Source organism: Telluria sp. GW821-FHT07G12, from assembly GCF_059418525.1.
Map to the genome: position 1 here is coordinate 820,140 of NZ_JBWKQA010000002.1, position 14,520 is coordinate 834,659.

A 14,520-nucleotide genomic window follows, 5' to 3' on the forward strand; every position below is an offset into this window, starting at 1 on the left:
CATGGCGCTGGGACCTTTCGCCGCCTCCGACTCGCTGACCATGGGCGTGGAGCTCGAGCTCCAGCTGGTCAGCCTGTCCGACTTCGACCTCGTGCCGGCCTCGCCCGACATGCTGGACCTGCTGGCGCGCGCGCCTTTCCCGGGCAATGTCACGCCCGAGATCACGCAGAGCATGATCGAGATTAACAGCAGCGTGCACACCGGCCACGACAGCCTGCTGGCCCAGCTGCGCCAGATCCGCGACACCCTGCTGGCGGCCGGCGACCGCTTGAACGTGGGCGTCTGCGGCGGCGGCACCCACGCCTTTCAGCAGTGGTCGGAGCGGCGCATCTTTTCGAAGCCGCGCTTCAAGGAAGTCTCGCAGCTGTACGGCTACCTGGCCAAGCAGTTCACGGTATTCGGCCAGCACGTGCATATCGGCTGCCGCTCCGGCGACGAAGCGATGTACTTGCTGCACGCGCTGAACCGCTATGTGCCGCACTTTATCGCGCTGTCGGGTTCCTCGCCCTTCCTGCAGGGCAGCGACACCAGCTTCCAGTCGGCGCGCCTGAATTCCGTGTTCGCCTTCCCCTTGTCCGGCCGGGCGCCTTTCCTGCTGGGCTGGGACGCCTTCGCCGAGGAATACTTCGAGAAGATGGCCGGCACCGGCATCGTGAAGAGCATGAAGGATTTCTACTGGGACCTGCGTCCCAAGCCGGAGTACGGTACCATCGAGCTGCGTGTCTGCGACACCCCGCTGTCGGTCGAGCGCGCCGCCGCGCTGGCCGCTTATCTGCAGGCCCTGTGCCGTTATCTATTGGAGGGCAACGAACCGGCGCCGCGCGAGGACGACTACCTGGTCTATAACTACAACCGATTCCAGGCCTGCCGCTTCGGCCTCGATGGCACCCTGGTGCATCCGCAGCGCCACGAGCAGGTGCTGCTGCGCGACGACATCCTCGGCACCCTGCGCCGGCTGGAGCCGCACTACGAAGCGCTCGGCAGCGGCGCCGCGCTCGAGCAGCTGCGCCGCGACATCCATCTCGGCAGCGACGCCGACTACCTGCGACTGGCTTTCCGCGAAGGCGGCAGCCGCGAGGCGGTGGTGGACGCGGCGTTGGAGCGCTTCCGCCAGGACCAGCCGGTCCCGGCCTGAAGCACGTGGACTTAGATTTGCTGGGACAGCAGGACCTTGGCGCTGGACTCGTCCGCCTCGAGCAGGGCGATCAGCGCGCCCAAATCCTGCTCCAGGCGTTCCAGCGTGGCCGGATCGAGACTGGACAGGGCATCGGGCAGCACACCGGCAAAGGGCATCGGTGCGGTTTTCAGCACCGCTTCGCCGTCCGGCGCGATGCGCAGGGAGACGCTGCGCCGGTCCATGCCTTCGCGCGCGGCCGTGACCAGGCCGCGCTCGGTCAGGCTCTTGATCAGGTTGCTGGCCGTGGACTGGTGGATGTCGAGCTCGCGCGACAGCTCGGTGACGCCGATGCCGGGGCGGCGCTCGATGACGGACAGCGCCCACAGCTGGGCGCCGCCGACGCCGGCTTCGCGCTCGACCTGGCGGAAGTGCGTCTTGACCGAGTTGAACACGATCCGGAACTGGCGCAGGACGCGGGTCTCGGGTGACGCGACCTCGGCCGCGTCACCTTCTTTTGACGAAAATGATGAGGACATAGGCGAATGATAACGGATAAATCGGTGCCAAGCCCAGCGTCTTGTTGCGAAGATACTGAAAAATGAAAGCGCCGCGCTCGATGAGGGAAGCGATACGCCAGGAACTGGCCGACTGGAAGCTGTGGCTGGCGCGCGCCCTGGTTGTGGCGGCCGCGGTGGTGGCCGGCTTGACGGTGGTCGGTTTCACCTGGCTGGCGGAGAAGGCGAGCAGTTATTTTGCCGCGCTGCGGGCCCAGGCCTGGTGGGCGCCGCTGTTGTGCGCGCCGCTTGCAGCCGCCGTGGTGGTCTGGTACACGCGACGGTTCGCCCCGGGCGCCGCCGGCTCGGGCATTCCCCAGGTGATGGCGACGCTCGAAAAGGAGGTCGGCGAGGCCGAGCGCGGCCTGTTCGTGTCGCTGCGCCTCAGCGTGGCGAAGATCCTGCTGACTTCCGGCGGCCTGCTGGGCGGGCTGTCGCTGGGCCGCGAAGGGCCGTCGGTGCAGATCGCCGCCGGCATCATGCTGCAGGCGCGGCGTTTCATGCCGACCGGCGCGCCGGTCGGCGTCCACGGCCTGCTGGTAGCTGGCGGCGCCGCGGGCATCGCGGCCGCCTTCAATACCCCGCTCGGCGGGGTGATGTTCGCGATCGAGGAGCTGGCGCGCGGGCCGGAGCGGCGCAGCAGCGGCCTGATCATCGCGGCGATCGTGCTGGCCGGCCTGGTGGCGGTGTCGGCGCATGGCAACGGCACCTATTTCGGCGTGATCCACGCGCCCACGCCCGGCCTCGACCTGCTGCTGCCGGGCCTGCTGCTGGCGGTGCTGGCCGGCATCGCCGGCGGCCTGTTCTCGCGTTTGCTGATCGCCTCGCTGTCCGGGCAGTCGCCCGACCCCTTCAGCCGCTTTCGGGCCCGCCGGCCGGTGCTGTTCGCGGCCGGCTGCGGCCTGGCGGTGGCGCTGATCGGCATCGTGACCGCCGGCGCGGCCTTCGGTTCCGGCTACGGCGCCACCCGCATCATGGTCGAGGGCACGGCCGCCATGCCGCCGGCTTATGCCTTGTTCAAATTCCTGGCCACCTGGCTCACGAGCTGGTCCGGCGTCCCGGCCGGCATTTTCGCCCCTTCGCTGGCGATCGGCGCCGCGATCGGCAACGACGTCGCTTTACTACTATACGGCATGCAGATGCCGGCCCTGATCGCACTCGGCATGGTCGGCTTCCTGTCCGCCGCCACCCAGGCCCCGCTGACCGCCTTCATCATCGTGATGGAAATGGTCGACGGCCACGCGATGGTGCTCAGCCTGATGGCCTGCGCCCTGGTGTCCTATGCGGTGGCGCGCGCGATCAGTCCGCCGCTGTATGCGACTCTGGCCGGCTTCCAGCTCGCGCGCCTGCCGTCCAGCCCGAAAGAATAGCCGCGCCTGCCGGTGGAATGCGGCGTGCGCGGGGCCATACCTGCTACCATGGCTTATGTCGAATTGGATAGCGCGCCTCGGCCGCGTCCGTCTGCGGCCACCGGATATCGCCGCCTTGCTCACCCTGCTGGGCGGCGCAGCAGTCGCTTTTGCGCTCGCCAGCGGCCTGCATGAGGCCGAACGCGAACGCGCCCGTGCCGAATTCCTCCAGCGCGCCGAGACCAACTACGCCGCCGTCGCCAACAGTTTCGGCGACGTGCTGGTCGTCCTCCAGGCCAGCAATGCCTTGTTCCAATCGGTAGGCGTGGTCGACCGCGCCCAGTTCGCCGCCTTCGCGCGTCCCCTGATGGAGAGCCATCCCTACCTGGACGCCATGGTGTTCCACCGCATCGTCGAGGCCGACGGCCGCAGCGGTTACGAGGCCGGGCAGGCGCGCCTGCAGCCCGGCTTTCGCATCCGCGAGCGGGGCCAGACCGGACTGGCGCCGGCAGGCGCCCGCAAGCGCTACCTGGTCGCCGAGTACATCGAGCCCATGAACGGCTACCGCGACGCGCTCGGCTACGACGCACTGTCCTTCGCGCCCCAGGCGCGGGCTTTCGAGCGGGCGCTCGACAGCGGCCAACCGGCCGCCAGCGTACTGCTGCCGCTGCTGCAGTACGAGCAGAAGCTGGGCGTGGTGTTCGTCATGCCGGTCTACCGCGGCGGCGTCGTCCCTTTCCAGGCCGCCGAGCGCCGCGCGAACGTGATCGGCGATACCTCGGTGGTGCTGGACGTGGCCGACCTGATGGGACGCAACCTGGCCGGCGCCCGGCTGCTGGGCCGCGCCGGCACGGCGATCGAGCTGGCCGGGATGGGAGAAAAGGGCATGCGCACCGCCTTCCGCTGGGACAGCATGGGCTGGCGCGCCAGTCCGGCCTGGCATGGGTGGCTGGGCGAGGAAATCTTTACCGTTCGCCGCCCCTTCGACGTGGCCGGCCAGCGCTGGGCGTTGCGCTTGTCCGGCCGCTCGACCGACATGGGCAGCGGCGCGGCGCCGCTGGCGGTGCTGGTGCTGGGCTGCCTGCTGAGCGCGGCGCTGGCGGCCTGGGTGCGCACCCGCAGCCGGCGCGCCGGCGAGGTCGAAGCCCTGATCGAGCGCCGCACGGCCGACCTCGAACAGGCGCTCGGCCAGACCAACCTCTACCTGCGCGCGATCGAGGCCAGCGCCAACGTGGTGATGCTGGTGAACGCCCGGGAGCCGGGCTATCCGATCGAATACGTGAACCCGGCCTTCGAGCGCATGCGCGGTTATAGCGCCGCCGAAGTGGTCGGGCGGCGCCTGTTCGACACCGCCCAGCGCGAGCCGGAGCAGGCCCCGGTGGCCGAGCTGCTGCAGCTGATGCGCGAGCGCCGCGAAGGCAATGCCACCATGCGCCTGCTCTGCAAGAGCGGGCAGGAGCTGTACGCCGACGTCTACGTGGCGCCGGTGTGGGAGGGCGAGGACGAGCCGGGCCACTTCGTGATCACCCAGTACGACGTCAGCACCGCCAAGCGCTACGAGGCCGAGCTGGAAGTACGGGCACGCTACGACACGCTGACCGGCCTGGCCAACCGCGCGCTGCTGCAGGACCGCATCGAGGCCGCCATTGCACTGGCCGGCACCGACGCCGCGGTGTGGGTGGCGGCGCTCGACCTCGACCACTTCAAGTACGTCAACGATACCCTCGGCCACAGCGCCGGCGACGAGATGCTGAAGGCGGTGGCAAGCCGGGTCCAGGCCGCCGTCGGCCGCGCCGACACGGTGGCCCGTACCGGCGGCGACGAGTTCGTGCTGGTGCTTCCCGGCCGCGCCGACGAGAGCGAAGCCGCGGCCGCGGTCCAGGCGGTGCTGCAGGCCCTGGCCGAGCCGCTGCGCCTGCACGGGCAGGACCTGGTCATGACGGGCAGCGCCGGCCTGGCGGCCTGGCCGGCGGACGGCATTGATGCCGCCGCCCTGGTCCAGCACGCGGAAGTCGCGATGTACCGCGCCAAGGACCTCGGCCGCAACGCGGTCCAGTTCTATACGCCGGCGATGAATGCGCGGGCGCGCGAGCGGATGGCGCTCGAGGGTGCGCTGCGCAGTGCGCTGAACCACGGCGAGTTCGAGCTGCACTACCAGCCCCAGGTCGACCTGTCGAGCGGCTCGGTGGTCGGACTGGAGGCCCTGATCCGCTGGCGCCACCCGATCCTGGGCATGGTGCGGCCGGACCGCTTCATCCACCTGGCGGAAGAGACCGGGCTGATCGTGCCGATCGGTTCCTGGGTGCTGCGCACCGCCTGCCGCCAGAGCCGCGAATGGCAGCATGCCGGCTACGGCCACTTGCGCATCGCCGTCAACCTGTCGGCGCGCCAGTTCGCCCAGCCCGGCCTGGTGCGCGAGATCGAGCGGGTGCTGGAAGAGACCGGGCTGTCGCCGGGCTGCCTGGAGATCGAGCTGACCGAGAGCCTCATGATGGACGATGTCGAGAGCGCGATCCGGACCATGGGGCAGCTCAAGCAGATGGGGGTGAAGCTCTCCATCGACGACTTCGGCACCGGCTACTCGAGCCTGTCCTACCTGCGCCGCTTCCCGGTGGACGTGCTGAAGATCGACCGCTCGTTTGTCCGCGACATCACCAGCAGCGAGGACGACGCGGCGATGGTCTCGGCCATTATCGAACTGGCGCGCGGGCTGCGCATGCGTGTCATCGCCGAAGGGGTGGAAACCGAGGCCCAGCTCGACTACCTGAAACGGCGCGGCTGCGACGAGGTGCAGGGCCATGTGTACGCACGGGCGGCCTCGCGCACCGAGGTGGAAGCGATGCTGCGGAACGGCCGCCACGTCACGCCGCAGACGGTCATTGCTTAAGCGGTCTGGCGCACCGTGAATCCGCACGCGCTCGGCTATACTTGCGGCGGACATAAACAGGAGCAGGCGGGAACACCACGTGGACGATCACAAGAACAACGAGGAAGAGCAACAAGGACAGGAACAGCGGCCGATGGGCTACCCCGGACCGGACCGGCGGCGCGGCGGCGCGGCGGCGGCGCGGGCACGGGCGCGCTACGCCCAGGTGCGCGCGGGCCTGATGGCGCGGCCGCCGCTGGAACGCTGGCTGCTGATCGGCCTGTGGTCGCTGCTGGCGCTGATCGTGATCTTCGCTCTCTACGTGGCCATGCTGTTCCCGCTGACCCCGGGCATCGAGGACGTCAAGCAGGCGCGGGTCGCGCAGCCCACCGTGGTGCTGTCGGGCGACGGCCGCGAGCTGGCCAGCTTCGAGCAGGGCCTGCAGGAAAAGGTCAAGCTGTCGCAGATCTCGCCCTATGTGATCACGGCCCTGATCGCGACAGAGGACCACCGCTTCTACGACCACCACGGGGTCGACTTCACCCGCATCGCCGGCGCCATGCTGGCCAACCTGAAGGGCGACGCCCAGGGCGGCTCGACCATCACCCAGCAGCTGGCGCGCAACATGTTCCGCGACGAGATCGGCAGCAAGCGCAACCTGAACCGCAAGCTGAAGGAGCTGATCACTGCCTTCAAGATCGAGAACACCTACAGCAAGACCGAAATCCTCGAAGCCTATTTGAACACGGTGCCCTTCCTGTACAACACCTACGGCATCGAGATGGCGGCGCGCACCTATTTCAGCAAGTCGGCCTTCCAGCTCAGCGAAACCGAGGCCGCGACCCTGGTCGGCATGCTGAAGGGGACCGCCTATTACAACCCGGTGACCAACCCGAAACGCTCGCTGGCGCGCCGCAACGTGGTGCTGGGGCAGATGCTGAAGGCCGGCGCCTTCGACGAGAACCGCTTCCGCCAGCTGAGCAAGCGTAAGCTCGGCGTGCGCTTCGCGCGCCAGTCCGAACGCACCGGCAAGGACGACCATTTCACCGCCTATGTGCGCCGCTGGCTGGTCGAGTGGGCCGACAAGAACGACGTCAACCTGCAGCAGGACGGCCTGGTGGTGCAGACCACGCTCGACTACGACCTGCAGCAGGCGGCCCAGCGCGCCGTCGAGCGCCAGGCCGACGCTCTGCAAGCCATCGCCGACGTCGACTGGGCCCATTCCTGGCCGATCAACTCGACCTCGACCCAGACCTATGCCGACATGCGCGAAGAGGTCACGCCCTTCGCCTATTACTGGCAGTCGCACGGCGAACTGCTCGACGCCTTCGTGCGCGAATCCGGCGAATACAAGAAGGCGGTGGACGGCGGCGAGGCGGCGGAAGCGGCGCTCAAGCGCCTGAAGGCCGACCGCGAATTCATGCGCCAGCTGAAGACCGCCAAGTCGCGCCTCGAAGCCGGCTTCGTCGCCATGGACCCGACCACCGGCGAAGTGAAAGCCTGGGTCGGCAGCCGCAGCTTCCAGCGCGAACAGTTCGACCACGTGAACCAGGCCACGCGCCAGCCGGGGTCCACCTTCAAGCCGATCGTCTACGCCGCCGCGCTGGAACGCGGCATCACGCCGGACCATCCCTACCTGGACGCGGTGACCACCATCCGCGACCCCAATGGCACCACCTGGCGCCCGACCGACAACAGCGGCACCACCGGCCGCCGGCTGACCATGCGCGACGGCCTGGTGTACTCGAAGAACACGATCACCGCCCAGGTGATGCAGGACGTGGGCGTGGCGCCCATCGTCAAGCTGGCCCAGGACATGGGTGTGCGCGGCAGCAAGCTGTCCGCCGTGCCTTCGATCGCGCTGGGCACCAGCCCGGTGACCCTGCTGGAAATGGTCAGCGCCTATTCGACCATCGCGGCCCAGGGCGAGTACCGCCGCCCGGTATTCGTGCGCAAGATCAGCGACCGCGACGGCAATGTGATCGCCGATTTCGCCAGCCAGACGCCGCAGCGCGTGCTGTCCCAGGCCTCGGCGGTGACGCTGATCGACATGATGCGCGGCGTGATCAACCGCGGCACCGGCACCGCCGTGCGCACCCGCTTCGGCATCGGCGGCGACGTCGCCGGCAAGACCGGCACCACCCAGAACAATGCCGACGGCTGGTTCATCATGATGCACCCGAACCTGGTGGCCGGCGCCTGGGTGGGTTTCAACGACAACCGCGTGACCATGCGTTCGAACTACTGGGGCCAGGGCGGCCACAGCGCGATCCTGCTGGTGGGCGACTTCTTCAAGGCGGCGCTGGACGGCGGCAAGCTGCCCGCCGACGCCGAGTTCCCGAACTTCCACAAGGCGGAGCCGGTGGTGCGCCACGAGGAACCGGAAGAGGACATGGAAGAGGGCAGCGACATGCAGCAGGAGGGCGGCCCGCCGGCCGACCTGCCGCAGTCGCCGCCGGAACCGAAACCGGAGCCGGAAGAGCAGCCGCAGCAACCGCAGGATACCGGGGTGCGGTTCCCGAACGACGCGTAGGGTGGGCACCCCTGTGCCCACGTGCGACGCCCATGCCGGCGTGGGCACGGGGTGCCCACCCTACATTACAAGATCGGCGTCCCGCCGGTGACCGCGATCCGCGCGCCGGACACGTAGCTGGCTTCGTTCGAGGCCAGCATCACATACACCGGCGCCAGCTCGGCCGGCTGGCCGGCGCGCTTCATCGGCGTCTGCTGGCCGAAGCTGGCCACCTGGTCGGGCGGCATGGTCGACGGGATCAGGGGCGTCCAGATCGGCCCCGGCGCCACCGAGTTCACGCGGATGCCTTTTTCGGCCAGCAGCTGGGCCAGGCCGGCCGTGAAGTTGGCAATCGCGCCCTTGGTGGTGGCGTAGGCCAGCAGGGTCGGCTTCGGGTTGTCCGAGTTGATGGACGTCGTGTTGATGATCGAGGAGCCTGGGCCCATGTGCTTCACCGCCGCCTTGCAGATGTAGAACATGGCGTCGATGTTGACGGCAAAGGTGTGCCGCCATTCCTCGTCCGCGATGTCTTCGATGGCTTCGTGGCTCATCTGGAAGGCGGCGTTGTTCACCAGGACGTCGATGCGGCCGAATTCCTGCACCGCGCGGTCGACCAGCGCGCGGCAGTGCGCGGGGTCGGCCAGGTCGCCCGCCACCAGCACCGCCTTGCGGCCGGCTTCCTTTACCAGGCGCTCGGTTTCTTTCGCGTCTTCGTGTTCGTTGAGGTAGGAGATCAGCACGTCGGCGCCTTCGCGCGCGAAGGCCAGGGCGACGGCGCGGCCGATACCGCTGTCGGCGCCGGTAATCAAGGCCTTTTTGTCGGCCAGCCGGCCGTGGCCGACGTAGCTGGATTCGCCGTGGTCGGCTTTGGGCGTCAGCAGGGCCTCGGTGCCGGGCGGGATCTGCTGCGGCGTCTGTTCCTGGGCCTTCTGCTGGTTCTGCTGCTGCGACTGCTGCTTGGACATCGTGGGCCTCCATCGATAGCGTGGGCCTGCGATTCTAGGTCGGCCGGGCGGCGGGCGGCGCCCGGCTGCCGCCCGGAAAGCGGCTCATTGTGCCGCTCAGTGAGCAGGCCTTGCCTGCGCGGTGCCGCAGCCGTCCGGCCGTTTCACCCCGACCGCATCGTTGGCCGCACGTTCCGGCCCGGCTGCATCGTTCAGCACCAGCTGTTGGGGCCGCGGCGCGGTCGAGATACCGAGCTCGCGGCACAGCGCCATCGCCTCCAGCAGCACTTCCTGCTGGGTTTTCAGGAACAGGCTGTAATTGGCGTCGCTCAGGTTGTAGACGATGTCGAACTCGATGAAGTTCTGGTCCAGCACCGTCAGGTTCACGTGGTCGAGCTTTACCTTTTCCTTGGCCTCGATGATGGTCGAGAGCCCCGGCGGCACCTTTGCCGCGAGCTCGGGCGGCGTGGCCGGGTTGATGCGGAGCGCAAACTGCACGCGCCGGGTGTTCATGCGCTTGAAGTTGTGGACCGTCTTGCGCAGCAGCTCGGCGTTGGCGATCACGATCTGCTCGCCGGACAGGGCGCGGATGCGGGTCGTCTTCAGGCCCACGTGCTCGATGGTGCCCGAGAATTCCGGTACCGAGATCGAGTCGCCGACCTCGAAGGGCTTGTCGATCGCGATCGACAGCGAGGCGAACAAATCGCCGAGGACGTTCTGCACCGCCAGCGCCACGGCAATGCCGCCGATGCCCAGGCTGGCCACGAAGGTGGTCACGTTGATGCCGAGATTCGCCAGCATCGCCAGCAGGAACACGGTCCAGACGCTCCACTGCAGGGCCCAGATCATCAGCGTGTGGGCCACCGTGACCTGTTCGTTTTCCTTGCCCTTGCCGTGGATGCGGAAGTAGCGGCGCGCCGTCACCGCGATCGCGCGGTGCAGCCACAGGGCCAGCTGGGCGCCGAGGGTCACGAACCACAGGTGGCCGACCCGCACGTCCCAGGGCGGCGGCAGATCCAGCACCGAGACGCCGATCAGCAGCGAGGTCGCCAGCACGGCCAGGTTGCTGGTGCGCGCGAGGGTATGGCGCAGGACGTCGACGATGGGGCGCTGGGCGGACTCGCCCTCCAGCTTGTCGAGGCGGCGCCGGAACAGCACCACGGCGCCGTGGATGAGGATGAAACTGAGGACTGCGGCGCCGACGGCGAAGGCGGCGTTGGTCCAGCTGATGTCGAGGGATGTGAAATAGCCGCGGATATCCATTGGGCTCCTTTCAGAAAGCGTGGGGCGAGGGAAGGCTGCGGGCAGGGCGCCCGAGCACGGACCGCGCGGTCCGGCGTGCGCAGCCGGCAGACGCTATGCGCCGCCGGGCTGCGTGGCTTGCAGGTCGGCGCCCGACAGCAGCGCCGCGGGATAGTGCTGGCTCAGTGCTTGGTCCGCAGGTGCTGACGGACGGCGTCGGCGCTGTTGCCGGCCTGTTTCACGGCCTGCTGCAGCTCCTCCTCGGTCACGCCGAGCGCCTTGGTCCAGTACTGGATCTCATGCCTCTCGTGCAGGTTGATGCGGGCGCGGTCCTGCTGGCCGCGGTTTTGCAGATTGTCGGACATGGTGCCTCCTATATTCACGAGTACATGCTCAGGATGCCAGCGGCCGGGGCCGTATTCCGTTCGCTGCCTCACCTAAAGCAACAGATTTTCTTCTGTAAAAAATTCCCATGCGTCAGCAATATGCCTTGATCGCGATCAGCAAACCCATCAATACACGCATGGTTGGGCGAGCCCGGCCGTAGGATTGAAGCGTCTTCTGCACCAGATTGGTGCGAATCGGCAACAATTCCACACCGGAGGCAGCCATGAAGCATCGTCATCTCCTTACAGCCCGCCGGACCGCGCTCGCGCTGGCGGCTACCAGCTTCCTGCTCTCGGCCTGCCAGCTGCATGGCGGCGGCAGGGTCGACCAGTTGAACGACCTGCGCGGCCCGACCCAGGACCTGCGCGTCGAACTGCGCGAAGGCACCAACATGGCGGCCTCGCCCTCGCCGGACGGCAAGCGCATCGTGTTTTCGGCCCAGGGCGCGCTGTGGGTGATGCCCGCCGGCGGCGGCACTGCTACCCGCATCACCGACTGGCACCTGGAGCCGACCGCGCCCGTGTGGTCCCCTGGCGGCAAGCGCATCGCCTTCCAGAACTACGCCCCGGAAGGCAATTACCATATCTGGACCATAGCTCCCGACGGCCGCCATGCGGAAGAGCTGACCACCGGCGCGAACGACGACCGCGAGCCGGCCTGGACGCCGGACGGCAGCGCCCTGGTCTTCTCGTCCGACCGCAGCAACGACGGCCAGTACAAGATCTGGACCGTGCCGGCGGACGGCGGCCCGCCGCAGCAGATTACCACCGGCCCCGGCGCCGAAAGCAATCCGGTGGTGTCCCCCGACGGCAGCACGCTGGCTTATGTGGACGGCACCAACGTCGTGACGCGGCCGTTGGCCGGCGGCGCCCCGGCCATCGTCGCCCCGGGCACGGCGCCGGCCTGGACCCCGGACGGCACCGGCCTGGTCTACCAGAACGCCGCGCGCCAGCTGGTGGTCCGCGGCACGGAGGTCACGAGCGGCGAAGACATCTTCCCCTTCCCGGTGCGCTTCCTCCCGGACGGGCGCTTCCTGTACACCGCCGACGGCCATATCCGCGTGCGCGACGCCGCCGGCGCCGGCCCCACCGACGTCGCCTTCCGCGCCGAACTGCTGCTGCGCCGCCCGGTCTTCGCACACCCCAAGGACCGGAACTTCGACAACTTCGGCCAGCGCAAGGTACAGGGCATCAGCGCGCCGGTGCTGTCGCCGGACGGCCAGAGCATCGCCTTCGTGGCCCTCAACGACGTCTGGGTGATGCGCATCGGCGACGTGCCGCGCCGCTTGACCAATGACCGCGACCGCGACATCAGCCCGCAGTGGACCGCGGACGGCAGCGCCGTCTACTTTTCGACCGAGCGCGGGAACGCCGGCCAACTGGCGGTCGACAAGGTGAACGTCGCCACCGGCGCGCGCACCCGGCTGGCGGCGATCCCGGGCCGCTCGATGGCGCTGCCCAAGCTCTCGCCGACGGGTGACCGGATCGCGTACACGACCCTGTCCGGCCAGCTCGAGGTCTGGAACCGCGCCACCGGCAGCTTCCAGGTGATCGCGCCGCCGGTCGGCAGCCAGGTCAGCACCCCGCAATGGCTGCCTGACGGCCAGCACATCCTGCTGGTCGACAACGAGCGCATCAACAACCGCTTCCGCGAGGGCTACAACAAGCTGCGCGTGATCGACCTGGCCACCGGGCAGGGCCGCTTCTACGCGGTCGCGCCAAGCCCGCGCCAGATCTCGGAACGCGACGAGGGCGCGGCCGTGCTGTCGCCGGACGGCACCCGGGTCGCCTTTATCATGGACTCGCTGCTGCACGTGATGCCTTTGAATACCGACGGTTCGCCGTCCGGGCCCGCGCGCCTGCTGAGCAGCGAGCCGGCCGACCTGCCTTCCTGGGGCGGCAACAACACGCTGCTGTACAAGTCGGCCAACCGGATCCGCGTGATCAATGCCGACGGCAGCGGAAGGTGGAGCGAACCCGGCGATGTGCCGGTGAGCCTGCAGTGGCGCCAGGCGGTGCCGAGCGGCTCGACCCTGATCCGCGCCGGCGCCCTGTGGGACGGCCTGGCGCCGACCCTGCGCTACGACGTCGACATCCTGGTGAAGCAGAACCGCATCGCCTGGGTGCGGCCGCACCAGGCCGGGTCGGAGTCGCAGGCCGAGCGCTACATCGACGCCAGCGGGCTGACGGTGATGCCGGGCCTGATCGAAACCCACATCCACCCGCTCACGCTGTACCAGGGCGGTCAGGTGGGGCAGTGGCTGCCGCTGATGCTGTCCTATGGGCTCACCACGGGGCAATCGGTGGGCGGGCCGCTGCACCAGAGCATCGAGCTGCGCGAATCGCTGGAGTCGGGCAATCTGGTGGGGCCGCGCCTGTTCGTCTCGCCGCCGCTGTGGGAAGGCAACCGCCTGTTCTACCACTTCGCGCGCACCCTGCGTACGCCGGCGGTGGCGGAGCTTGAGGTCGCCAAGGCCAAGGCGATGGACGTCGACTTCATGAAGTCCTATGTGCGCGCGCCGATCCCGATCATGAGCCGCATCGCCCAGGGCGCGCTGGACCTCGGCGTCCCCAGCGGCACCCACCCGATCGAACCGGGCGCCGCCACCGGCATCGCCGGCACGACCCACCTGAGCGCCACCCAGCGCATGGGCTACAGCTGGTCGAAGTCGGCGGCGCGCGCCATTACCTACCAGGACGCCTACGACACCTACGGCAAGGGCAGCTTCCACCTGATTGACACCTTGTTCTCGGCGGCCGCGCTGGCGGGGCTGGACCCGGGCATCGTCACCGATCCGCGCTTCATCCTGGTGCCGCCGAACTTCGTCCCCGGCCTGCAGAACGCGACGCCGCCGACCCCGGCCCAGCTGGCCGGCATCGTCAACGACGCCACCCAGCAAGCCAAGGTGGTGGCGGCAGGGGGCCTGGTGGCGAACGGCACCGACTCGCCGCTGGTGGTGCCGGGCATCCAGCTGCACTTGAACCTGCGCGCCGCCGGCATGGTTCTCGGTAACTACACGGCGCTGCAGACCGTGACCATCAATGCCGCCAGGATGGCGCTGGTGGACAAGGATCTCGGCTCGGTGGAGCCGGGCAAGCTGGCCGACTTGATCGCGGTACGCGGCAATCCGCTGAGCGACCTGCGGGCCGCGGCGGCAGTGGAGGTGGTGATGAAGAATGGGCGGGCCTGGACCCAGGCCGAGATCCTGGCGCCGTTCAGGACGCCGGCGGCGCTGGCGGCGCGGGTTGACGCGCTGTCGGCCTACCAGGCGCGCTGCCGCAGCCATCCGGCTGAGTGCGCGGAGGATGGCCAGCATGCCGATTGAGCCTTGTTGGTAGCCGGTTCCCGTTCGAGGCGCGGGAACCGGTTTCACGCCCGTGGCCCTGCGGCCGCGGGTTCTTTTCGTCAACCATAATTTGCAACTAACCCACAAGCGCCGGCAAACAAACAAAACCCCGCATCCAGGGCAGGCGAACGCCGTCGATCTCGCGGCGGGCACCCGTTTGAGGTACCCTAATGCCATTCGCACAATAAGCGCACAATAAGGAG

The 14,520-nt window shown here is 68.6% G+C and carries 10 protein-coding genes; 5 read left to right on the top strand and 5 right to left on the bottom strand.

The window, feature by feature from the left end; translation table 11 throughout:
• The first annotated feature begins 1 nt into the window (after position 1).
• Positions 2-1,135, top strand: a complete 1,134-nt coding sequence (locus AC07PE_RS11665; protein WP_498764404.1) for a YbdK family carboxylate-amine ligase — start codon at positions 2-4, stop codon at positions 1,133-1,135.
• 11 nt (positions 1,136-1,146) lie between these two features.
• On the opposite strand, the gene AC07PE_RS11670 is transcribed toward AC07PE_RS11665, so the two are convergent.
• Entirely contained in the window at positions 1,147-1,653 is a 507-nt protein-coding gene (locus AC07PE_RS11670) for a MarR family winged helix-turn-helix transcriptional regulator (protein ID WP_498764407.1), read from the bottom strand.
• 80 nt (positions 1,654-1,733) lie between these two features.
• On the opposite strand from AC07PE_RS11670, the gene AC07PE_RS11675 reads away from it, so the two are divergent.
• The 3 genes from AC07PE_RS11675 to AC07PE_RS11685 all read left to right on the top strand — a co-directional run bounded on the left by AC07PE_RS11675 (position 1,734) and on the right by AC07PE_RS11685 (position 8,419).
• On the top strand, positions 1,734-3,041 hold the full coding sequence (locus tag AC07PE_RS11675; RefSeq protein ID WP_498764409.1) for a chloride channel protein: 1,308 nt from the start codon (positions 1,734-1,736) through the stop codon (positions 3,039-3,041).
• 55 nt (positions 3,042-3,096) lie between these two features.
• Positions 3,097-5,907, top strand: coding sequence for a bifunctional diguanylate cyclase/phosphodiesterase (locus tag AC07PE_RS11680; RefSeq protein WP_498764411.1), 2,811 nt, complete (start codon positions 3,097-3,099; stop codon positions 5,905-5,907).
• A 79-nt stretch (positions 5,908-5,986) separates the two neighbouring features.
• Positions 5,987-8,419, top strand: a complete 2,433-nt coding sequence (locus AC07PE_RS11685; RefSeq protein ID WP_498764413.1) for a penicillin-binding protein 1A — start codon at positions 5,987-5,989, stop codon at positions 8,417-8,419.
• 65 nt (positions 8,420-8,484) lie between these two features.
• Here the strand turns inward: AC07PE_RS11685 and AC07PE_RS11690 are convergent, their stop codons facing one another.
• The 4 genes from AC07PE_RS11690 to AC07PE_RS11705 form a co-directional block, all read right to left on the bottom strand.
• Positions 8,485-9,363: a glucose 1-dehydrogenase gene (locus tag AC07PE_RS11690; RefSeq protein WP_498764415.1), complete on the bottom strand. Its 879-nt coding sequence runs from the start codon at positions 9,361-9,363 to the stop codon at positions 8,485-8,487.
• Positions 9,364-9,459: 96 nt separating this feature from the next.
• Positions 9,460-10,605: a mechanosensitive ion channel family protein gene (locus AC07PE_RS11695; RefSeq protein ID WP_498764418.1), complete on the bottom strand. Its 1,146-nt coding sequence runs from the start codon at positions 10,603-10,605 to the stop codon at positions 9,460-9,462.
• 161 nt (positions 10,606-10,766) lie between these two features.
• Positions 10,767-10,949: a DUF3606 domain-containing protein gene (locus AC07PE_RS11700; RefSeq protein WP_498764420.1), complete on the bottom strand. Its 183-nt coding sequence runs from the start codon at positions 10,947-10,949 to the stop codon at positions 10,767-10,769.
• A gap of 112 nt (positions 10,950-11,061) precedes the next feature.
• Entirely contained in the window at positions 11,062-11,196 is a 135-nt protein-coding gene (locus AC07PE_RS11705) for a hypothetical protein (RefSeq protein ID WP_498764423.1), read from the bottom strand.
• Here AC07PE_RS11705 and AC07PE_RS11710 point away from each other — a divergent pair.
• Positions 11,195-14,296, top strand: coding sequence for an amidohydrolase family protein (locus AC07PE_RS11710; RefSeq protein ID WP_498764425.1), 3,102 nt, complete (start codon positions 11,195-11,197; stop codon positions 14,294-14,296). The two genes, AC07PE_RS11705 and AC07PE_RS11710, sit on opposite strands and share 2 nt — an antisense overlap.
• Positions 14,297-14,520 lie beyond the last annotated feature (224 nt).

Bases quoted from the DNA above. Each gene is read 5' to 3' on its own strand.
- AC07PE_RS11665 (WP_498764404.1), top strand. From the start codon at position 2: ATGGCGCTGGGACCTTTCGCCGCCTCCGACTCGCTGACCATGGGCGTG.
- AC07PE_RS11670 (WP_498764407.1), bottom strand. From the start codon at position 1,653: ATGTCCTCATCATTTTCGTCAAAAGAAGGTGACGCGGCCGAGGTCGCG.
- AC07PE_RS11675 (WP_498764409.1), top strand. From the start codon at position 1,734: ATGAGGGAAGCGATACGCCAGGAACTGGCCGACTGGAAGCTGTGGCTG.
- AC07PE_RS11680 (WP_498764411.1), top strand. From the start codon at position 3,097: ATGTCGAATTGGATAGCGCGCCTCGGCCGCGTCCGTCTGCGGCCACCG.
- AC07PE_RS11690 (WP_498764415.1), bottom strand. From the start codon at position 9,363: ATGTCCAAGCAGCAGTCGCAGCAGCAGAACCAGCAGAAGGCCCAGGAA.
- AC07PE_RS11695 (WP_498764418.1), bottom strand. From the start codon at position 10,605: ATGGATATCCGCGGCTATTTCACATCCCTCGACATCAGCTGGACCAAC.
- AC07PE_RS11700 (WP_498764420.1), bottom strand. From the start codon at position 10,949: ATGTCCGACAATCTGCAAAACCGCGGCCAGCAGGACCGCGCCCGCATC.
- AC07PE_RS11710 (WP_498764425.1), top strand. From the start codon at position 11,195: ATGAAGCATCGTCATCTCCTTACAGCCCGCCGGACCGCGCTCGCGCTG.
- AC07PE_RS11705 (WP_498764423.1), bottom strand. From the start codon at position 11,196: ATGGCTGCCTCCGGTGTGGAATTGTTGCCGATTCGCACCAATCTGGTG.